The sequence below is a fragment of the Pseudomonas sp. FW215-R2 genome (assembly GCF_058789255.1).
Genome location: NZ_JBYTBO010000003.1, coordinates 206,029 through 225,456, shown reverse-complemented (window position 1 = coordinate 225,456; position 19,428 = coordinate 206,029). Strand labels below are relative to the sequence as shown.

General features: G+C 60.9%; 18 protein-coding genes. 5 read left to right on the top strand and 13 right to left on the bottom strand.

Annotation, left to right across the window (positions count from 1 at the left end):
• Positions 1-28: 28 nt before the first annotated feature.
• Both pta and yihG read left to right on the top strand, forming a co-directional pair.
• Positions 29-2,128, top strand: a complete 2,100-nt coding sequence (pta, locus tag AC3WRD_RS05930; RefSeq protein ID WP_096819000.1) for a phosphate acetyltransferase — start codon at positions 29-31, stop codon at positions 2,126-2,128.
• Between the two features lie 4 nt (positions 2,129-2,132).
• Entirely contained in the window at positions 2,133-3,038 is a 906-nt protein-coding gene (yihG, locus tag AC3WRD_RS05925) for a 1-acylglycerol-3-phosphate O-acyltransferase, YihG family (RefSeq protein ID WP_102619446.1), read from the top strand.
• Between the two features lie 463 nt (positions 3,039-3,501).
• Here the strand turns inward: yihG and cysN are convergent, their stop codons facing one another.
• The 3 genes from cysN to AC3WRD_RS05910 all read right to left on the bottom strand — a co-directional run bounded on the left by cysN (position 3,502) and on the right by AC3WRD_RS05910 (position 7,235).
• Positions 3,502-5,400 carry a sulfate adenylyltransferase subunit CysN gene (cysN, locus tag AC3WRD_RS05920; RefSeq protein ID WP_096818996.1) on the bottom strand — a complete coding sequence of 633 codons (1,899 nt, stop codon included), beginning with the start codon at positions 5,398-5,400 and terminating at the stop codon, positions 3,502-3,504.
• A 9-nt stretch (positions 5,401-5,409) separates the two neighbouring features.
• The gene (cysD, locus tag AC3WRD_RS05915) at positions 5,410-6,327 is read right to left on the bottom strand and encodes a sulfate adenylyltransferase subunit CysD (protein WP_096818994.1); all 918 of its coding nucleotides are present in this window, start codon (positions 6,325-6,327) and stop codon (positions 5,410-5,412) included.
• Positions 6,328-6,476: 149 nt separating this feature from the next.
• Positions 6,477-7,235, bottom strand: a complete 759-nt coding sequence (locus tag AC3WRD_RS05910; RefSeq protein WP_102619445.1) for a Nif3-like dinuclear metal center hexameric protein — start codon at positions 7,233-7,235, stop codon at positions 6,477-6,479.
• 103 nt (positions 7,236-7,338) lie between these two features.
• Between AC3WRD_RS05910 and algW the strand changes: the two genes are divergently transcribed.
• The 3 genes from algW to AC3WRD_RS05895 all read left to right on the top strand — a co-directional run bounded on the left by algW (position 7,339) and on the right by AC3WRD_RS05895 (position 11,421).
• Positions 7,339-8,496, top strand: coding sequence for a Do family serine endopeptidase AlgW (gene algW, locus AC3WRD_RS05905; RefSeq protein WP_096818989.1), 1,158 nt, complete (start codon positions 7,339-7,341; stop codon positions 8,494-8,496).
• Positions 8,497-8,583: 87 nt separating this feature from the next.
• Positions 8,584-10,689, top strand: a complete 2,106-nt coding sequence (locus tag AC3WRD_RS05900; RefSeq protein ID WP_102619444.1) for a TonB-dependent siderophore receptor — start codon at positions 8,584-8,586, stop codon at positions 10,687-10,689.
• Between the two features lie 12 nt (positions 10,690-10,701).
• A complete protein-coding gene (locus AC3WRD_RS05895) occupies positions 10,702-11,421 on the top strand; it encodes a DUF4198 domain-containing protein (protein ID WP_102619443.1) in 720 nt (239 codons plus the stop codon).
• Positions 11,422-11,469: 48 nt separating this feature from the next.
• Here the strand turns inward: AC3WRD_RS05895 and hisC are convergent, their stop codons facing one another.
• From hisC to AC3WRD_RS05845, 10 genes are all read right to left on the bottom strand, one after another.
• Entirely contained in the window at positions 11,470-12,522 is a 1,053-nt protein-coding gene (gene hisC / locus AC3WRD_RS05890) for a histidinol-phosphate transaminase (protein ID WP_102619442.1), read from the bottom strand.
• Positions 12,523-12,524: 2 nt separating this feature from the next.
• A complete protein-coding gene (gene hisD, locus AC3WRD_RS05885; protein WP_096818982.1) occupies positions 12,525-13,850 on the bottom strand; it encodes a histidinol dehydrogenase in 1,326 nt (441 codons plus the stop codon).
• A 125-nt stretch (positions 13,851-13,975) separates the two neighbouring features.
• On the bottom strand, positions 13,976-14,611 hold the full coding sequence (hisG, locus tag AC3WRD_RS05880; protein ID WP_096818980.1) for an ATP phosphoribosyltransferase: 636 nt from the start codon (positions 14,609-14,611) through the stop codon (positions 13,976-13,978).
• Between the two features lie 127 nt (positions 14,612-14,738).
• Positions 14,739-16,004: a UDP-N-acetylglucosamine 1-carboxyvinyltransferase gene (murA, locus tag AC3WRD_RS05875; protein WP_085729622.1), complete on the bottom strand. Its 1,266-nt coding sequence runs from the start codon at positions 16,002-16,004 to the stop codon at positions 14,739-14,741.
• Positions 16,005-16,026: 22 nt separating this feature from the next.
• Entirely contained in the window at positions 16,027-16,266 is a 240-nt protein-coding gene (locus AC3WRD_RS05870; protein ID WP_096818978.1) for a BolA family protein, read from the bottom strand.
• A 115-nt stretch (positions 16,267-16,381) separates the two neighbouring features.
• Positions 16,382-16,687: an STAS domain-containing protein gene (locus tag AC3WRD_RS05865; protein ID WP_096818976.1), complete on the bottom strand. Its 306-nt coding sequence runs from the start codon at positions 16,685-16,687 to the stop codon at positions 16,382-16,384.
• Positions 16,684-17,334, bottom strand: coding sequence for an MlaC/ttg2D family ABC transporter substrate-binding protein (locus tag AC3WRD_RS05860; protein WP_096818974.1), 651 nt, complete (start codon positions 17,332-17,334; stop codon positions 16,684-16,686). Before AC3WRD_RS05860 ends, AC3WRD_RS05865 begins: the two co-directional genes overlap by 4 nt.
• An 11-nt stretch (positions 17,335-17,345) precedes the next feature.
• Entirely contained in the window at positions 17,346-17,813 is a 468-nt protein-coding gene (mlaD, locus tag AC3WRD_RS05855) for an outer membrane lipid asymmetry maintenance protein MlaD (RefSeq protein WP_096818971.1), read from the bottom strand.
• On the bottom strand, positions 17,813-18,610 hold the full coding sequence (gene mlaE, locus AC3WRD_RS05850) for a lipid asymmetry maintenance ABC transporter permease subunit MlaE (RefSeq protein ID WP_096818969.1): 798 nt from the start codon (positions 18,608-18,610) through the stop codon (positions 17,813-17,815). Before mlaE ends, mlaD begins: the two co-directional genes overlap by 1 nt.
• The gene (locus AC3WRD_RS05845) at positions 18,610-19,419 is read right to left on the bottom strand and encodes an ATP-binding cassette domain-containing protein (protein WP_096818967.1); all 810 of its coding nucleotides are present in this window, start codon (positions 19,417-19,419) and stop codon (positions 18,610-18,612) included. The genes mlaE and AC3WRD_RS05845 overlap by 1 nt, the downstream gene beginning before the upstream one ends.
• Between the last annotated feature and the right edge of the window lie 9 nt (positions 19,420-19,428).

Here is a 19,428-nt window from a genome sequence, read left to right as displayed (position 1 = left end):
CCTTGCCATGCACCCTTAGAGAATCCGCATGCAAACTTTTTTTATCGCACCCACCGATTTTGGTGTGGGTCTGACCTCCATCAGCCTCGGGCTGGTGCGTACGCTGGAACGGGCCGGGCTGAAAGTCGGCTTTTTCAAACCGATTGCCCAGCCGCATCCGGGCGACACCGGCCCTGAGCGCTCCACCGAGCTGGTGGCCCGCACCCACGGCCTGAAGCCGCCGCAGCCACTGGGCCTGGCCCACGTCGAGCGGATGCTCGGCGACGGTCAGCTCGACGAGCTGCTTGAAGAAATCATCGCTCTCTACCAGCAGGCGGCCATCGGCAAAGACGTGCTGGTCGTCGAAGGCATGGTGCCGACCCGCAGCGCCAGCTATGCCGCACGGGTCAACCTGCACCTGGCCAAGAGCCTGGACGCCGAGGTGATTCTGGTTTCGGCGCCGGAAAACGAAGTGCTGACCGAACTCTCCGGCCGCGTCGAGTTGCAGGCGCAACTGTTCGGCGGCCCGAAAGACCCGAAAGTCCTCGGCGTGATCCTCAACAAGGTCAAGACCGACGAAAGCATGGACGCCTTCGCCGCGCGTCTGAAAGAGCATTCGCCGTTGCTGCGCAGTGGTGATTTCCGCCTGCTCGGCTGCATTCCGTTCCAGCCCGAACTCAATGCCCCGCGCACCCGCGACGTCGCCGACCTGATGGGCGCCCAGGTGCTCAACGCCGGCGACTACGAAACCCGGCGCATGACCAAGACCATCATTTGTGCACGCACCATGCGCAACACCGTGGACCTGCTCAAGCCCGGCGTATTGGTAGTGACCCCCGGCGATCGCGACGACATCATCCTCGCCGTCAGCCTCGCCGCCATCAACGGCGTACCGCTGGCCGGCCTGCTGCTGACCAGCGACACCCTGCCGGACCCGCGCATCATGGACCTGTGCCGTGGCGCGTTGCAGGCTGGCTTGCCGGTGTTGTCGGTGAGCACTGGTTCCTACGACACCGCCAACCTGCTCAACGGCCTGAACAAGGAAATCCCCGTCGACGACCGCGAGCGCGCGGAGATCATCACCGATTTCGTCGCCAGTCATCTGGATGCCAACTGGCTGCACCAGCGCTGCGGCACGCCGCGAGAAATGCGCCTGTCACCGGCGGTGTTCCGCTATCAATTGATTCAACGCGCACAGGCCGCCAACAAGCGCATCGTGCTGCCCGAAGGCAGCGAGCCGTTCACCGTGCAAGCGGCGGCGATCTGTCAGGAACGCGGGATTGCCCGCTGTGTGTTGCTGGCCAAACCGGCAGACGTCGAAGCCGTGGCCCGGGCCCAGGGCATCGTGTTGCCGCCGGGGCTGGAAATTCTCGATCCGGACCTGATCCGCGAGCGCTACGTCGAACCGATGGTCGCCCTGCGCAAGAGCAAAAGCCTCAACGCGCCGATGGCCGAGCAGCAACTCGAAGACACGGTGGTGATCGGCACCATGATGCTGGCGCTGGATGAAGTCGACGGACTGGTCTCCGGCATCATCAACACCACCGCCAACACCATCCGCCCGGCCTTGCAACTGATCAAGACGGCTCCGGGCTGCACGCTGGTGTCGTCGGTGTTCTTCATGCTGTTCCCCGAAGAAGTGCTGGTCTACGGCGACTGCGTGATGAACCCGCACCCGAGCGCCAGCGAACTGGCCGAGATCGCCCTGCAAAGCGCCGACTCGGCCGCCGCATTCGGCATCACCCCGCGCGTGGCGATGATCAGCTACTCCAGCGGCGAATCGGCCACTGGCGAGGACGTCGAGAAAGTCCGCGAAGCCACCCTGCTCGCCCACGAACAACAGCACTCGCTGCTGATCGACGGGCCGTTGCAGTACGACGCCGCCGCCAACGAAACCGTGGCCCGGCAACTGGCGCCGAACAGCCAGGTGGCCGGTCGCGCCACGGTATTCGTGTTCCCCGACCTGAACACCGGCAACACCACGCACAAAGCCGTGCAGCGCAGCGCCGATTGCGTCAGCCTCGGCCCGATGCTGCAAGGCCTGCGCAAACCGGTGAACGACCTGCCGCGCGGCGCGCAGGTCGACGACATCGTCTACACCATCGCCCTGACCGCGATTCAAGCTGCCAACCGACCCTTGGATATCTGACCCGATGCTGGCTTTTCTCCCTGCCACCCTGCGCGGCGTGATCGCCGCGCTGCTGCTGGCGCTGAACACGATCCTGCTGTGCTCGTTCCTGTTTCTCGTGGCGCTGATCAAAGTGCTGCCGTTCGACCTCGCACGCCGTGCCTCGCGCTGGCTGATGAGCCACACCCACGAAGCCTGGATCAGTAACAACAAAGGCTGGATGAATCTGGTCCGCCGCACCCGCTGGCACCTCAGCGGCCTGCAAGGCCTGGACTACCAGCATTCGTACCTGATCACCAGTAACCACCAGAGCTGGGTCGACATCCTGGTGCTGCAATACGTGCTCAACCGACGCATCCAGCCGCTGAAGTTCTTCCTCAAGCAGGAACTGATCTGGGTGCCGGTGATCGGTCTGGCGTGGTGGACGCTGGGCTTTCCGTTCATGAAACGCTACTCGAAAGCGTACCTGGAAAAGCACCCGGAAAAGAAAGGCAAAGACCTGGAAACCACCCGCAAGACCTGCGCGAAATTTCGCGACAACCCGGTGGGCATCTTCAACTTCGTCGAAGGCACACGGTTCACCGAAGGCAAGCACGTGCAGCAACAGTCACCGTTCAAATACCTGCTCAAACCCAAGGCCGGCGGCATTGCGTTCGTGCTGGATGCAATGGGCGAACAGCTGGAATCGATCGTCAACGTGACCATCCACTACCCGGGCGGGCGTCCAGGCTTCTGGGACCTGCTGTGCGGCAACGTGCGGGATGTAGTGGTGCACTTTGAAGAACTGAAAATCCCTGCGCAGTTCATCGGCAAGAACTACGACCAGGACGGCGAATACCGCCTGCAATTCCAGGGCTGGATCAACCAGCTGTGGCAAGACAAGGATGCGCTGCTGGAGCAGATGCATCGCGAATATCCGAACCAACGCTGATCCCCCTGAGGGAGCCCCCGACAGAAACAGGCCGGCCGTCAGGCTGGCTCCCACAGGAAAGCAATTCGCTTCTCGCTTCCCACCACTCAACACGATGAGCGTTAGCTCGAGTAAGGCTTTTGACGTGCCGGCCCCATCGGAAGGCTGAGTGGAGGGATTCATCCGGGGGTGGGCGCGCAGCGCCGTTTGGCGAAGCCAAACACATCGAGAGGAGGTGCAGCGAAGCAAACCGTAGGCGATGCCCCCGGATGAATCCCGGAACGAAGGAACACCGAGCCAAAGCGAGGTGCCGAACGCCGGGGCCCAGCGTTTTGGTTCCTTTTGGGCGTTTGCAAAAGGGACTCGCCGTAAGGGCGAAACCGCCAGCCGCAGCACCCGCAAAAACGGATATTCACCCCAAAAAAGCCAAAAAAAAGCCCACCGATAATCACTCACCGGCGGGCTTTTTATCAGCAGCTAACGCTTAAATCGCGCCACGCTTACGCAACAGATCCAACACCTGCTTCACACTTTCATCCAGCGACAACGACTGAGTATCGATCACCAGATCAGCATCCAACGGCACGTCATACGGGAAAGACTCACCCGGAATATTATCGCCACCCGCAGCGTACAACCCTTGCGGATCACGCTCTGCGCAAACAGTCGGCGAAGCCTGGACATAGACCGTCAGCAAACGCTCCTTGCCGATCAGATCTTTCGCTTGTTCACGACCTTCAGCACTCGGCGCCACGAACGCAGCAAGCGTCAGCAGACCCGCTTCGTTGAACTGACGCGCCACGTGAGCGGCACGACGCCAGTTCTCGGTACGACCGGCGCGATCCTGCGGCAGACCTTTGTTGAGGTCGTGACGCAGGTTCTGGCCGTCCAGCACAAACACCGCACGACCGAGGTCGAACAGTTTGCGCTCGACCGCGTACGCCAAAGTGCTCTTGCCCGCGCCGGACAGGCCGCTGAACAGCACGGTCGCCGGTTGTTGACCGAAACGCTGAGCGCGCTCTTCGGTCGCTACATGAGCCAGCTTGCCGTGGTGCGTAGCCGTGCCATGAGTCACCGGCTGCGCGACGATCATGCCGGCGCCAACGGTGCCGTTGGTCAAACGGTCAATGATGATGAACGCGCCGGTGGTGCGGTTGCTGTCGTAACCGTCGAGGGCGATCGGCGCATCGAGCGCGATCCTGACCTTGCCGATTTCGTTGAGCTGCAACGCGCTCGCCGGGCCTTCTTCGAGGGTGTTGACGTCGACCTTGTTGACGATGCTGGCGATGGAGCCCGGCACGTAACTGGTGGCGCGCTTGATGTCGTATTTCTTGCCCGGCAGCATCGGCTCTTCAGCCATCCACACCAGCATCGCTTCGAAGCTGTCGGTCACCGGCGGTACGTTGTCGGCGTGTACCAGCAGGTCGCCACGGGAGATGTCGATTTCGTCTTCCATGGTCAGCGTCACGGCCTGGCCAGGACCTGCGTGTTCCAGTTCACCTTCGAAGGTGACGATGGATTTCACGCGGCTGCTCTTGCCCGACGGCAGGACCACGACTTCGTCGCCCTTCTTGACGATGCCGCTGGCCAGGGTGCCGGCGAAACCGCGGAAGTTCAGGTTCGGACGGTTGACGTACTGCACCGGGAAACGCAGATCGGTGAAGTTGCGGTCGCCCGCCACTTCCACGGTCTCGAGGATTTCCATCAACGACTGGCCGGTATACCACGGCGAGCGCTCGGACTTGTTCACCACGTTGTCGCCCTTCAGAGCGGACATCGGCACGAAGTGCATGCTCGTCGGCTTCATCTTCAAGCCTTCGGCGAACTTCAGGTAGTCGGCCTTGATCGACTCGAACACGCCCTGATCGAAGCCTTTGAGGTCCATCTTGTTGATGGCGACAACGATGTGCTTGATGCCCAGCAGGGATGCGATGAAGCTGTGGCGACGGGTCTGGGTCTGCACGCCGTAACGGGCGTCGACCAGAATGATCGCCAGGTCACAGGTGGATGCACCGGTGGCCATGTTGCGGGTGTACTGCTCATGGCCGGGGGTGTCGGCGATGATGAATTTGCGCTTGGCGGTGGAGAAATAGCGGTACGCGACATCGATGGTGATGCCCTGCTCGCGCTCGGCCTGCAGGCCGTCGACCAGCAATGCCAGGTCGATGTCGTCACCGGTGGTGCCGACTTTCTTCGAATCGCGGGTGATGGCTTCGAGGTGATCTTCGTAGATCATCTTCGAGTCGTGCAGCAGGCGCCCGATCAGGGTGCTCTTGCCGTCGTCGACGTTACCGCAGGTCAAAAAGCGCAGCAGCTCTTTACGTTCGTGCTGGCCCAGGTAGGCGAGGATGTCCTCGCTGATCAAATCAGACTGGTGAGACATGACAACCCCTTAGAAATAACCCTGACGTTTTTTATCTTCCATCGAGCCTGCGCCATCGTGGTCGATGACCCGGCCCTGGCGCTCGGAAGTTCGCGTCAGGAGCATTTCCTGAATGATGTCCGTCAGGCTTTCGGCCTCGGACTCCACCGCGCCCGTCAACGGGTAGCAGCCAAGGGTACGGAAACGCACTTTCTTTTTGACGATGCGCGCCTTGTCCTCATCGGACAGGTGTTCGAGGATGCGCTCGTCATCGATCATGATCAGCGTGCCATTCTTCTCGATCACTTCGCGCTCGGCGGCGAAGTACAGCGGAACGATCGGGATGCCTTCGAGATAGATGTACTGCCAGATGTCCAGCTCGGTCCAGTTCGACAGCGGGAACACACGAATGGATTCGCCCTTGTTGACCTTGCCGTTGTAGACGTTCCACAGCTCCGGACGCTGGTTCTTCGGGTCCCAGCGGTGTTTGCTGTCGCGGAACGAGTAGACGCGCTCCTTGGCGCGGGACTTCTCTTCATCGCGACGGGCACCGCCGAAGGCGGCGTCGAAACCATGCTTGTCGAGTGCCTGCTTCAGGCCCTCGGTCTTCATGATGTCGGTGTGTTTGGCGCTGCCGTGGGTGAACGGGTTGATGCCCTGCGCAACGCCATCCGGGTTGACGTGGGTGATCAGGTCCAGGCCAAGCTCTTCGACCATCTTGTCGCGAAACTTGTACATTTCCTGGAATTTCCACTGCGTGTCGACGTGCATCACCGGAAACGGCAGTTTGCCCGGGAAGAACGCCTTGCGTGCCAGATGCAGCATCACGGCGGAGTCTTTACCGATGGAGTACAGCATCACCGGGTTGTCGAACTCGGCGGCCACCTCGCGGATGATGTGGATGCTTTCCGCCTCCAGCTGTTTCAGATGCGTCAGTTTGTCGACCATGGCTACTCACGAAAGCTTTCTTATGAACGGCCAGCGGGCCGTGTTCGAGCGGGGAATCCTAGCACAGCGACCCCTTCTAATCAGGACGCCAACTAGATCGAAAGGGCATATGAATATGCCCGCTCGTTCGGGTGCTTTTCAGGGAAAAGTCAGATCGGATTCGGGCAGTCGATGAAGATGTGTTCCAGGGCAAACCGCTTCGCCAGATAGTCGCCCAGCGCCTGCACGCCGTAGCGTTCGGTGGCGTGGTGGCCGGCGGCGATGAAGCTGATGTCGTTTTCCCGGGCGCTGTGGAACGTCTGCTCGGAGGCTTCACCGCTGAGGAACAGATCGACGCCGGCAGCGATGGCGTTGTCGATGTAGCCCTGACCGCCGCCGGTGCACCAGCCGACCCGACGGATCATCGCGCTGCCCTCGACCAGCAACGGCTCACGGCCCATGCGTTCCTGTACACGACGGGCGAAGTCGCGGGCGGTCACCGGTTCGTCCAGCGAACCGACCAGGCCGACGATCTTCAGGTTGTCCGGATCCAGCGGCCCTTCGACGGTAATGTCGAGCTGCCGGGCCAGTTGCACGTTGTTGCCGACGTCCGGGTGCAGATCCAGCGGCAGGTGATACGCCAGCAGACTGATGTCGTGTTTGAGCAAGGTTTTCAGGCGCCGCTGCTTCATGCCGGTGACGCACGGGTTCTCGCCCTTCCAGAAGTAACCATGATGCACCAGCACCAGATCAGCCTCGGCTTCGACGGCGGCATCGAGCAGCGCCTGGCTGGCCGTGACGCCGCTGACGATGCGCATCACTTGCGGGCGACCCTCGACCTGCAGGCCGTTGGGGCAATAATCGGCAATTTTCGCACTGCCGAGGTAACGGTCGGCTTCTTCGACCAGGGTGCTCAGGGCGACGGCCATGAAAGACTCCTAAATATCCCGTTCAGAGGCACGCGCGGCCTCGTATAATGCGCGACATTATGGGCGGTCTGACCCCGCCTGCAACTTTTCCAGGACGTGCTTAATGCTCAAGGCGCTGCGTTTTTTCGGCTGGCCGCTGTTGGCCGGCGTGCTTATCGCTCTGTTGATTATTCAGCGTTACCCGCAGTGGGTCGGGCTTCCGAGCCTCGACGTCAACCTGCACCAAGCCCCGCAGACCACCAGCACGCAGCAGGGGCCGGTGTCCTATGCCGACGCCGTGGTCATCGCCGCGCCGTCGGTGGTCAACCTCTACACCACCAAAGTCATCAACAAGCCGAGCCATCCGCTGTTCGAAGACCCGCAGTTCCGTCGTTTCTTCGGGGACAACTCGCCGAAGCAGAAACGCATGGAGTCGAGCCTCGGTTCCGGCGTGATCATGAGCCCGGAAGGCTACATCCTGACCAACAACCACGTCACCACCGGCGCCGACCAGATTGTCGTGGCGCTCAAGGACGGTCGTGAAACCCTGGCCCGCGTGATCGGCAGCGACCCGGAAACCGACCTCGCCGTCTTGAAGATCGACCTGAAAACCCTGCCGTCGATCACCGTTGGCCGTTCCGACAACATCCGCATCGGCGACGTCGCCCTCGCCATCGGCAACCCGTTCGGCGTCGGCCAGACCGTGACCATGGGCATCATCAGTGCCACCGGCCGTAACCAGCTCGGCCTGAACAACTACGAAGACTTCATCCAGACCGACGCGGCGATCAACCCGGGCAACTCCGGCGGCGCACTGGTGGATGCCAACGGCAACCTCACCGGCATCAACACCGCGATTTTCTCCAAGTCCGGCGGCTCGCAAGGCATCGGTTTTGCGATCCCGGTGAAGCTGGCGATGGAAGTGATGAAGTCGATCATCGAGCACGGTCAGGTGATTCGTGGCTGGCTGGGGATCGAAGTACAGCCGCTGACTCAGGAACTGGCGGAGTCGTTCGGTCTGTCGGGGCGTCCAGGGATTGTGGTGGCGGGGATTTTCCGCGACGGCCCGGCGCAGAAGGCCGGCCTGCAACTGGGTGACGTGATTCTGAGCATTGATGGCGAGCCTGCGGGCGATGGCCGCAAGTCGATGAACCAGGTGGCGCGGATCAAACCGACCGACAAGGTCACGATTCAGGTGATGCGCAATGGCAAGGAGTTGAAGCTGACCGCTGAAATTGGTCTGCGTCCGCCACCCGCGCCGGTGCAGGAAAAAGAAGAGTAAGACTTTGTTCGCGCCAATGGCGCGAATAACAGACATTCTCAACAGGCATGTTATATTGTTTCAATTAATGCATTGGAACAACATAACATGTCGTCTCGAAAAAAGGCCTCCCTCCTCGGCCTGACCCTTGGGCTGCTGGGCGATCCCGCGTTTGCCGATGAACCGCAAACGCTCGAACTCGACGCCATCAGCGTCACTTCTGACTACGAATCCCCTACCGGGCCGGTCAAGGGCTATCGCGCCACCCGCTCGTCCAGCGCCACCAAAACCGATACCGCGATCCGCGATATCCCGCAGGCCATCAGTGTGGTGCCCGCCAACGTGCTCAAGGATCTGGGCAGCACCAGCGTCGAACGTGCGCTGGATTTCGCCGGTGGCGTGTCGAAGCAAAACAACTTCGGTGGCCTGACGCTTTACGAATACAGCGTGCGCGGTTTCACCACCTCCGAGTTTTACCAGGACGGTTTCAGCGCCAACCGTGGTTACCCGAGCACACCGGACACCGCCAACATCGAGCGCATCGAAGTGCTCAAGGGACCGGCCGCCAGCCTGTACGGCCGAGGCGATCCGGGTGGCACGGTGAACATCGTCACCAAAAAACCGCAGCCCGAGGCCTTCACCACCCTGCAAACCAGCGCCGGCAGTCGGGATCGCTACCGCACGGCACTGGACGTCAACACACCACTCGATGAGCAGGGTAACGTTCTGTCGCGAATCAACCTCGCGGTCGAGGACAACAACAGTTTTCGCGACCACGTCGACAGCAAACGCGTCTTCGTCGCCCCCTCCTTCAGCTGGCAACTGAGCCCGGACACCAGTCTGCTGGTGGAGAGCGAGTTCGTGCGCCATAGCTCGACCTTCGATCGCGGCATCGTTGCGCCAAACAATAAATGGAGCGGTGTTTCGCGCTCAACGTTCCTCGGCGAGCCCAACGACGGCAACATCGACAACCACAACAACAAGCTGCAAACCACGCTTGAACGCCACCTCAACGATGCCTGGAAACTGCGCCTGGCCAGCCATTACAAGGAAGGCAAACTCTGGGGGTTCGCCTCCGAAAACCGCCCGCTGAACGCCGATGGCCACACCGTCAACCGCCGCTATCGCGAACGCGATACCAACTGGCACGACAGCATCACCCAACTGGAACTGCGCGGCCTGTTCGACCTCGGCAGTTGGCAACACGAACTCCTGATCGGCAGCGAATACGAGAACTTCCGCAAGAACGAACGCGTCACCACCATCGCCGGCGGCCCCTACGCCATCGATATCTATAACCCTGTGTACGGCCAGCCCAAGCCCGACGGTGCACGCTCCGGCACAGACTTCTTCGAACACGTCGAAAGCCATGCGCTGAACCTGCAGGATCAAATCGTCTTCAACGAAAAACTGCGCGGGATGCTCGGTGTGCGATTCGAGCACTTTGAGCAAAACATCGATGACCACAGCCGCAACACCACCAGCCGCCAGACCCACGACGCGCTCACTCAACGTGCAGGCCTGCTCTATCAACTGACCCCGGACACCGGCCTGTTCGCCAACGCCTCGACCTCATTCAAACCGAACAACGGCCTCGATGCGGCTGGCAAACCCTTCGATCCGGAAGAAGGCGTGGGTTACGAAATCGGCATCAAGAACGAGCTGTTCGACGAACGTTTAAGCAGCACCCTCGCCTTCTTCCATATCGACAAGGAAAACGTCCTCGCCCTCGACCCGGACACCGACACCAGCCGCGCCATGGGCAAGGCCCGCAGTCGGGGTTTCGATCTGCAAGTCACCGGGCAAGTGACCGACGCCGTCAAGGTGATCGGCGCCTTCGCCTGGATTGACGCCGAAGTCACCAAGGGTGATGCCGCGATTCCTGCTGGTAGCCGCATCCTCGGGGTGGCCAAACGCAGCGGCAGTCTGTTGGGAGTTTACGAGTTTCAGGACGGCCGCTTGCGCGGCTCGGATTTCGGCGCGGCGTTCACCTACGTCGGTGACCGCTCGGGTGAGTCCGGCAGCGATTTCGAACTGCCGGCCTATCACACCATCGACCTGCTGGCCCATTACAAGGCCAGCGACAACATCACCGTCGGCCTGAACCTGAACAACCTGTTCGACGAAAAGTACTACGAGCGCTCGTACAGCAATTACTGGGTCAACCCCGGCGAGCCGCGCAATTTCACGATCAGCCTGACACTTAACCTGTAAAAGGACGTCACCATGCAATACGGCAAATCCCTGCTGCTCATCGCCGCGCTGTTCGCCACTCACGCTTCGGCCCATGGTTTATGGACCGAACAACGGCGCGGCAATATCGAAGTCATCTACGGCCACGGTGCCGAAGACAATGCGTTCAAACCGCAGAAAGTCAGCGGGGCGTGGGCCTTTGACGCGGGCGGCAAGATGATTCCCGTCAGTGTGCAGCGCCTTGCAGATCACGCCCGCCTGCAACCGTTGAAACCGCCAGCGGTGTTGGCCGTGGCGCTGAACAACGGCATGTGGTCGCAAACCGCCGACAAGAAATGGATCAACGAGGGGCGCAGCAAAGTCCCGGGAGCCATCGAGTCGACCGAGACCCTCAAGTACAGCCTGGCGATTTATCAGTCGGGAGCGAAGCTGCCCAAACTGGACCAGATCAAATTGCTGATTTTGCCGGAGGTCGATCCACTGACCGTAGGGCCGGGGAAATCATTGCCGGTGCGGGTGTTGCTGGATGGCAAACCGGCAGCGGGCGTGAAGTTGATCGGTGACTACCGCAGCGCACCGAATACCTTGAGCTCCGAAACCGACAAGGACGGTCGCGCACAGGTACTGGTGCGTAATGAGGGATTGAATGTGATTGCGGCGCAGGTGGAAGTGCCGGTGAAGGGCTGTGCAGAGGTGAGCAGTCGGGGGTTGTTCAGTTCGTTGACGTTCCTGGGTGAACCGCATCACGAATGAATCAACGCTGATCCCTGCGGGACGGAACCCACAGGGATCAGCGTCGTTTCAGAGCTCGCCGAGACCGTCGATCAACGCCTGATTCTGCTCCGGCGTGCCGATCGAGATCCGCAGGAACTGGGCAATCCGTTCCTGCTTGAAGTGGCGCACGATCACACCCTGCTCTCGCAGTTTGGCCGCCAGCCCCGCCGCATCGTGTTGCGGATGCCGGGCGAAGATGAAGTTTGCCGCTGACGGCAGCACTTCAAAGCCTTTGGCCTGCAACTGGGCAACCACCCATTCGCGACTTTCGATGACCAGTGCACAGGTCTTGTCGAAGTATTCGCGATCCTCGAACGCTGCCGCCGCGCCGACATTCGCCATGCGATCGATCGGGTAGGAGTTGAAGCTGTTCTTGATCCGCTCCAGCGCCTCGATCAGGTCCGGATGCCCGACCGCCAGACCGACCCGCAGGCCTGCCAGCGAACGGGACTTGGACAAGGTCTGAGTCACCAGCAGGTTCGGATAACGGTCCACCAGACTGATCGCGGTTTCGCCGCCGAAGTCGATGTAGGCCTCATCGACCACCACCACTGAATCCGGGCTGGCCTTGAGGATCTGCTCGACCGCTTCCAGTGCCAGCAGGCAACCGGTCGGCGCGTTCGGGTTGGGGAAGATGATCCCGCCGTTCGGTTTGGCGTAGTCGGCCGGGTTGATCCGGAACTGCGCGTCCAGCGCCACTGCATCGAACATGATGCCGTAAAGGCCGCAGTAGACCGGATAGAAGCTGTAGCTGATGTCCGGGAACAGCAGCGGCTGATCGTGTTGCAGCAAACCGTGGAAGATGTGCGCCAGCACTTCGTCCGAACCGTTGCCGAGGAACACCTGATTGCTCTGCACGCCGTAGTATTTGGCGACGGCGTTTTTCAGCAGGTCGCTGTTCGGATCCGGGTACAGGCGCAGGTTGTCGTTGAGTTCGGTCTGCATCGCCGCCAGGGCTTTTGGCGACGGGCCGTACGGGTTTTCGTTGGTGTTGAGTTTGACCAGGCGGGTCAGCTTCGGCTGCTCGCCCGGCACATATGGCACCAGATCCTTGACGAACGGGCTCCAGAATTTACTCATGTTCAGTTCCCCTTCACTTCGTCTTTGATGCGGTACTCGGCGCTGCGAGCGTGGGCGCTCAGCGATTCGCCACGGGCCAGGATCGATGCAGTCTTGCCCAGTTCCGAAGCACCGGCCTCGGAGCAAAAGATGATCGACGAGCGTTTCTGGAAGTCGTACACACCCAGCGGCGAAGAGAAACGTGCGGTACCGGAGGTCGGCAACACGTGGTTCGGACCTGCGCAGTAGTCGCCCAGCGCTTCGGAGGTGTGGCGGCCCATGAAGATCGCGCCAGCGTGGCGAATCTGCGGCAGCCAGGCCTGCGGGTCGGCGACCGACAGTTCAAGGTGTTCCGGGGCGATGCGGTTGGCGACTTCAATGGCCTGGGCCATGTCGCGCACGTGGATCAGTGCACCGCGACCATTGATCGAAGTTTCGATGATGGTGGCGCGATCCATGGTCGGCAGCAGTTTGTCGATGCTGGCCGCCACCTTGTCGAGGAACTCGGCGTCCGGGCTGACCAGAATCGCCTGGGCGTCTTCGTCGTGCTCGGCCTGGGAAAACAGGTCCATGGCGATCCAGTCCGGATCGGTCTGGCCGTCGCACACCACAAGGATTTCCGACGGGCCGGCGATCATGTCGATGCCGACCTGACCGAATACGTGACGCTTGGCGGTGGCCACATAGATGTTGCCCGGGCCGACGACCTTGTCCACCTGCGGCACGCTTTCAGTACCGTAGGCCAGCGCCGCAACGGCTTGTGCGCCGCCGATGGTGAACACCCGGTCGACGCCGGCGATGCACGCTGCCGCCAGCACTAGCTCGTTGACCTCGCCACGCGGGGTCGGCACCACCATGACCACTTCGGTCACGCCGGCAACCTTGGCCGGAATCGCGTTCATCAATACCGACGACGGATACGACGCCTTGCCGCCCGGCACGTACAGACCAGCGCGATCCAGTGGCGTGACTTTCTGGCCCAGCACCGTGCCGTCGGCTTCGGTGTAGCTCCAGGAATCCTGCTTCTGTTTTTCGTGATAGCTGCGAACGCGGGCGGCGGCTTTCTCCAACGCTTCGCGTTGCGGTGCGGTGATGCGCGTCAGGGCCAGTTCCAGGCGCTCGCGCGGCAGGATCAGGTCCGCCATCGAGGCGACTTCGAGGCCGTCAAACTTCTGGGTGAACTCGACCAGCGCCGCGTCACCGCGCTCGCGCACAGCCTTGATGATGTCCAGCACCCGCTGATTGACCGAGTCGTCAGACACACTTTCCCAGCTCAGCAGATGATCCAGATGATGCGCGAAATCCGGGTCAGCAGCGTTGAGTCGGCGAATTGCAGTCGGTGCGGTCATAGCGAGAGCCTCATAGGAATGGCAAAAACTCAGGCGCCCTAACTTAGCAGTCGTTTCCGCTTGGGCACCTGAGATTCTGGCTATGAGGCGGATAGACGGGCGCGACTCAAGGTCGCGCAGGTACATCAGCCGCGGTGTCGAGACTCCACTGCCTTGCGCAGGGTGTCGATCAACGCCTGGATTCGGGCGTGTTGCATTTTCATCGAAGCTTTATTGACCACCAGACGCGAGCTGATCGTGGCGATCAGTTCCTGGGGTTCCAGACCGTTGGCACGCAGAGTGTTGCCGGTGTCGACCACGTCGATGATCTTGTCGGCCAGACCGATCAGCGGTGCCAGCTCCATCGAGCCATACAGCTTGATGATGTCGACCTGACGGCCCTGCTCGGCGTAGTAACGCTTGGCAACGTTGACGAACTTGGTCGCAACGCGCAGACGGCCCTTGGGCTCGACAGCACCGATCTTGCCGGCGGTCATCAGCTTGCACTGGGCGATCTGCAGGTCCAGCGGCTCGTACAGGCCTTGCCCGGTGTATTCCATCAGCACGTCTTTACCGGCAACGCCGAGGTCGGCCGCGCCATGCTCGACATAGGTCGGCACGTCGGTGGCGCGCACGATCAACAGGCGTACGTCTTCCTGAGTCGTGGGAATGATCAGCTTGCGGCTCTTGTCCGGATTCTCGGTCGGCACGATGCCCGCTTCGGCGAGAAGCGGCAGGGTGTCGTCAAGGATGCGGCCCTTGGACAGTGCGATGGTCAACATGGGAAACGTCAGTCCTTATCAAGGTACTCATGTCCGGTCGCAATCGGCGCCGGACATACATCGAGGGCGTTACCACCCCCGATCAAAACGAATTCAACGGACACTTCCCTGTGTCCAGATGCAGCGACTAGCCCGGAACGCGACGGATCTTGGCGCCCAGCATCTGCAGTTTTTCCTCGATGCACTCGTAACCACGGTCGATGTGGTAGATGCGGTCGATCAGGGTATCGCCTTCGGCCATCAGGGCCGAGATCACCAGGCTGGCCGACGCTCGCAGGTCGGTTGCCATCACTGGCGCGCCCTTGAGGATTTCAGTGCCGGTCACGATCGCCGTGTTGCCTTCGACCTGGATCTTGGCGCCCATGCGGTGCAGCTCGTACACGTGCATGAAACGGTTTTCGAAGATCGTCTCGATCACGGCACCAGTGCCTTCGGCAATGGCGTTGAGCGAGATGAACTGCGCCTGCATGTCGGTCGGGAACGCCGGGTACGGCGCAGTGCGCACGTTGACCGCTTTCGGGCGCTTGCCGTGCATGTTCAGCTCGATCCAGTCTTCACCGGTGGTGACTTCTGCACCGGCTTCGCGAAGTTTTTCCAGAACGGCTTCGAGAATGGTCGGATCGGTGTCCTTGACCTTCACGCGGCCACCGGTAACCGCGGCGGCCACCAGGTAGGTACCGGTTTCGATACGGTCAGGCATGACCTTGTAGAAGGCAGAACCCAGACGCTCGACGCCATCGATGGTGATGGTGTCGGTGCCAGCGCCGGAAACCTTGGCGCCCATGGCGTTCAGGAAGTTCGCCAGGTCGACCACTTCAGGCTCGCGGGCGGCGTTCTGCAGCACGCTGCGGCCCTTGGCCAGAGCAGCGGCCATCATGATGTTCTCGGTACCGGTCACACTGACGGTATCGAAGAAGAAGTGTGCACCGCGCAGGCCGCCTTCAGGGGCCTTGGCCTTGATGTAGCCGCCTTCGACGTCGATGATCGCACCCATGGCTTCCAGGCCACGGATGTGCAGATCGACCGGACGCGAACCAATCGCGCAACCGCCAGGCAGAGCCACTTCGGCTTCACCGAAACGGGCAACCATCGGGCCCAGCACCAGGATCGACGCACGCATGGTTTTCACCAGTTCGTACGGGGCGATCAGGGTCTTGATGGTGCGCGGGTCGATTTCGACGCTGAGCTTCTCGTCGATCACAGGCTCGATGCCCATGCGACCGAACAGCTCGATCATGGTGGTGATGTCGTGCAGGTGCGGCAGGTTGCCGACGGTGACCGGGCCATCGCACAGCAAGGTGGCAGCCAGGATCGGCAGGGCGGAGTTCTTCGCCCCGGAAATGCGGATCTCGCCATCAAGACGAGCGCCACCGGTAATAATCAATTTATCCATAACAATCTCGACGCCCTAGGGCTCAGGTGCGCTCGGCCCAGGCCGCGCTGCTGAAAAATTTCATAGTGACCGCGTGGATGCTGCCATCGGCGATCCATGGGTTCAAATGGGCATAGATGCTTTGCTGACGCTTGACCGGGCTCAACGCCGCCAGTTCATCGCTAATCACGTTCAGCTGAAAGTTGCAGCCTTCGCCTTCAACTTCCACCCGGGTTCCGGGCAGATTTGCTTCAAGGAAGCTCTTCACTTCTACGGCCTGCATGCTCAACCTCAATCGGCGCCCTGTGCGCACGGGTCGGACATCATACAAAAAAGCCCCGCGCCTGCGAACCCCGCTGCGCAGGACTCTGACGGGGGGCTTCTTTACAGATGCGGGTTCAGGGTTGCGCCAACAGCTCGGTCAGCTCGCTGACCTGAGCAATTTCACGCATGTCTTCGGGCATCCCGCGGATGCTGACGGCCTTGCCGGCGGCTTTCGCATCACGAATGAAGCACAGCAGCAACGACAGGCCGACGCTGCTGGACTTTTCCACCGCCGAGCAATCGATCACCAATGCCGGGGCATTGCACGATTTGATCAGCGCCCGGCCCTGCTCCCGAAGGCCGGGACCGGTGCGGTAATCCAGCACGCCAGTGAGTTGCAGCTCACTGGCGGCGTCCAGACGAATGGCCGACTCGGTCATTGGGCAGGCTTTCCGTTCTGTTCAGCCGACTGCTTGGCCTTGGCCACTTCCCCGGCCCAACCGTTGATGGTCTTGTCCAGGTCGTTGCCGTTGCGCTGCATTGCATCGGCGAACTGATCGCGGAACAGCTTGCCGATGTTGATGCCGTTGATGATCACGTTGCGCAGTTTCCACTCGCCATTGATCTTCTCGAGCGTGTACGACACCGGGTAGATCGCGCCGTTGCTGCCCTTGACGGTCATGCCGACGCTGGTGCGATCGCCCGACTCGTCCTTGGCCGGATCAACGGTGATGCCCTGGTTGTTGTATTCGAGCAAGGCGTTGCCATAGAACTGGAACAGGCCTTTCTTGAAGTTTTCCTCGAAAGTCTTCATCTGCGCCGGTGTTGCCTTGCGCGAATACTTGACCGTCATGATGCTCTTGGAAATGCCCTCGGCATCCACGACCGGTCCGACGATGCTGTTCAGCGCCGCGTAGAAGTCATTCGGGTCCTGCTTGTACTTCTCTTTATTGGCGGCCAGATCGGCCAACATCCGTTTGGTGGTGTCCTGAACCAGGTCGTGCGCCGAAGGCGCCGCCACGGCGTTAGCCACCAGCGGCAGTGCCGCCAGCAACACCAACAGGCCACGTCGCAAGGTAGAGATCATTCAAAAGCTCCTCATTTGGCGTCTTTGCTAACGGTATTGAGCAGGAATTTACCGATCAGGTCTTCCAGTACCAGTGACGACTGCGTGTCGTGGATGGTTCCACCATCCTTGAGGCGGGTTTCTTCTCCGCCCACGCTGATACCGATGTACTTCTCGCCCAACAGGCCAGCGGTGAGGATAGACGCTGTGGAGTCAGTCGGCAGGTTGTCGACCTTCTTGTCCACCAGCAACGTTACCCGACCGGTGAAACTGTCGCGGTCCAGATCGATCGCCGTGACCTTGCCGATGGTCACACCGGCCATGGTCACTTTGGCTCTGACCGTCAAACCGGCGATATTGTCGAAGTACGCGTAAAGTTTATAGCTGTCGGTGGTGGACGTCGGAGACAGGCCACTGACCCGCAGGGCCAGCAGCAACAAGGCCAGGATCCCTGCCAGCAGGAACAGGCCGACACCGATTTCCAGGGTGCGGTTTTGCATCAGAAATCTCCAAACATCAAAGCGGTCAGAATAAAGTCCAGGCCGAGCACTGCCAGCGAGGCAAACACTACGGTCTTGGTGGTGGCACGACTGATCCCCTCGGAAGTGGGCTCACAGTCATAGCCTTGGAATACGGCGATCCAGGTCACGACAAAGGCGAAAACGATACTTTTGATCACGCCATTGAGCACATCGCTGGAGAAGTTCACGCTGTTCTGCATGTTCGCCCAGTAGGAGCCTTCATAGACGCCCAGCCAGTCGACCGCGACCCAGGAACCGCCCCAGATGCCGACCACGCTGAAGATCATCGCCAGCACCGGCAGGGAAATGAAACCGGCCCACAGACGCGGGGCAATGATGTACTTGAGCGGGTCCACACCGATCATTTCCAGGCTGGACAACTGCTCGGTGGACTTCATGTTGCCGATTTCCGCCGTCAGCGCCGAACCGGCACGACCGGCGAACAGCAGCGCCGTCACCACCGGACCCAGTTCACGCAGCAGGGTCAATGCAACCATCTGCCCCACCGCCTGCTCCGAACCATAGCTCGACAGAATACTGAAGCCTTGCAGCGCCAGCACCATGCCGATGAAGATCCCGGACACCACGATGATCACCAGCGACATGACGCCGACTGAATGCAATTGCTTGACCAGCAGGCCGAAACCACCGCTGATGCCGCCCCGGCCCAGCAGGGCATGGAACAGGAACAGGGTCGCCCGACCGAATACCGCGACAGCGTCGATGGCTGACTCGCCGAATCGACGCACGCGTTCTATTAATGAAATTCTGCGCATCAGCGCTTCCCCAGAAGATCTGCGCGGTAATCCGTCGCTGGAAAGTGATACGGAACCGGGCCATCGGGGTTGCCGGTCATGAACTGACGGATACGCGGCTCGTCCGAGTTCATCAACTCGTCCGGCGTACCCTGCCCCAGCACCTGGCCATCACCTACGACATAGATGTAGTCGGCGATGCTCGCGGTTTCCGCCAGATCGTGGGAAACCACGATGCTGGTGATCCCCAGCGCGTCGTTGAGCAGACGGATCAGGCGCACCAGAACGCCCATGGCGATCGGGTCCTGGCCGACGAACGGTTCGTCGTACATGAGAATCTGCGGATCCAGCGCAATCGCCCGGGCCAGCGCCACACGACGTTTCATGCCGCCGGACAGCTCGTCGGGCATCAATTCGATGGCGCCGCGCAGGCCGACTGCCTGCAATTTGAGCAGAACGATGTCGCGGATCATCTCGTCCGGCAATTCGGTGTGAACGCGCAGGGGAAAGGCGACGTTCTCGAACACGTCGAGATCGGTGAACAGCGCGCCGCTCTGAAACAGCACACCCATGTGCTTGCGTGCATCGAACAGATCGCTGCGCGACAGCTTCGGCAGGTTCTGGCCGTTGACCCAGACCTCACCCTGCGAAGGCCGCAACTGGGCGCCCATCAAGCGCAACAGCGTGGTCTTGCCACACCCGGAAGGCCCCATGATGCCGGTGACCTTGCCGCGCGGGATGCGGATATCGACGTTATTGAAAATGCTCCGCGCACCGCGCTTGAAGGAGACTCCCTTCAGCTCGACCGCGTAGGCGTTATCGGCACTCATCTAAACTCC

What these genes read in the sequence shown, in the direction of transcription:
- pta (WP_096819000.1), top strand. Translation starts at nt 29, where the DNA reads ATGCAAACTTTTTTTATCGCACCCACCGATTTTGGTGTGGGTCTGACC.
- yihG (WP_102619446.1), top strand. Translation starts at nt 2,133, where the DNA reads ATGCTGGCTTTTCTCCCTGCCACCCTGCGCGGCGTGATCGCCGCGCTG.
- cysN (WP_096818996.1), bottom strand. Translation starts at nt 5,400, where the DNA reads ATGTCTCACCAGTCTGATTTGATCAGCGAGGACATCCTCGCCTACCTG.
- cysD (WP_096818994.1), bottom strand. Translation starts at nt 6,327, where the DNA reads ATGGTCGACAAACTGACGCATCTGAAACAGCTGGAGGCGGAAAGCATC.
- AC3WRD_RS05910 (WP_102619445.1), bottom strand. Translation starts at nt 7,235, where the DNA reads ATGGCCGTCGCCCTGAGCACCCTGGTCGAAGAAGCCGACCGTTACCTC.
- algW (WP_096818989.1), top strand. Translation starts at nt 7,339, where the DNA reads ATGCTCAAGGCGCTGCGTTTTTTCGGCTGGCCGCTGTTGGCCGGCGTG.
- AC3WRD_RS05900 (WP_102619444.1), top strand. Translation starts at nt 8,584, where the DNA reads ATGTCGTCTCGAAAAAAGGCCTCCCTCCTCGGCCTGACCCTTGGGCTG.
- AC3WRD_RS05895 (WP_102619443.1), top strand. Translation starts at nt 10,702, where the DNA reads ATGCAATACGGCAAATCCCTGCTGCTCATCGCCGCGCTGTTCGCCACT.
- hisC (WP_102619442.1), bottom strand. Translation starts at nt 12,522, where the DNA reads ATGAGTAAATTCTGGAGCCCGTTCGTCAAGGATCTGGTGCCATATGTG.
- hisD (WP_096818982.1), bottom strand. Translation starts at nt 13,850, where the DNA reads ATGACCGCACCGACTGCAATTCGCCGACTCAACGCTGCTGACCCGGAT.
- hisG (WP_096818980.1), bottom strand. Translation starts at nt 14,611, where the DNA reads ATGTTGACCATCGCACTGTCCAAGGGCCGCATCCTTGACGACACCCTG.
- murA (WP_085729622.1), bottom strand. Translation starts at nt 16,004, where the DNA reads ATGGATAAATTGATTATTACCGGTGGCGCTCGTCTTGATGGCGAGATC.
- AC3WRD_RS05870 (WP_096818978.1), bottom strand. Translation starts at nt 16,266, where the DNA reads ATGCAGGCCGTAGAAGTGAAGAGCTTCCTTGAAGCAAATCTGCCCGGA.
- AC3WRD_RS05865 (WP_096818976.1), bottom strand. Translation starts at nt 16,687, where the DNA reads ATGACCGAGTCGGCCATTCGTCTGGACGCCGCCAGTGAGCTGCAACTC.
- AC3WRD_RS05860 (WP_096818974.1), bottom strand. Translation starts at nt 17,334, where the DNA reads ATGATCTCTACCTTGCGACGTGGCCTGTTGGTGTTGCTGGCGGCACTG.
- mlaD (WP_096818971.1), bottom strand. Translation starts at nt 17,813, where the DNA reads ATGCAAAACCGCACCCTGGAAATCGGTGTCGGCCTGTTCCTGCTGGCA.
- mlaE (WP_096818969.1), bottom strand. Translation starts at nt 18,610, where the DNA reads ATGCGCAGAATTTCATTAATAGAACGCGTGCGTCGATTCGGCGAGTCA.
- AC3WRD_RS05845 (WP_096818967.1), bottom strand. Translation starts at nt 19,419, where the DNA reads ATGAGTGCCGATAACGCCTACGCGGTCGAGCTGAAGGGAGTCTCCTTC.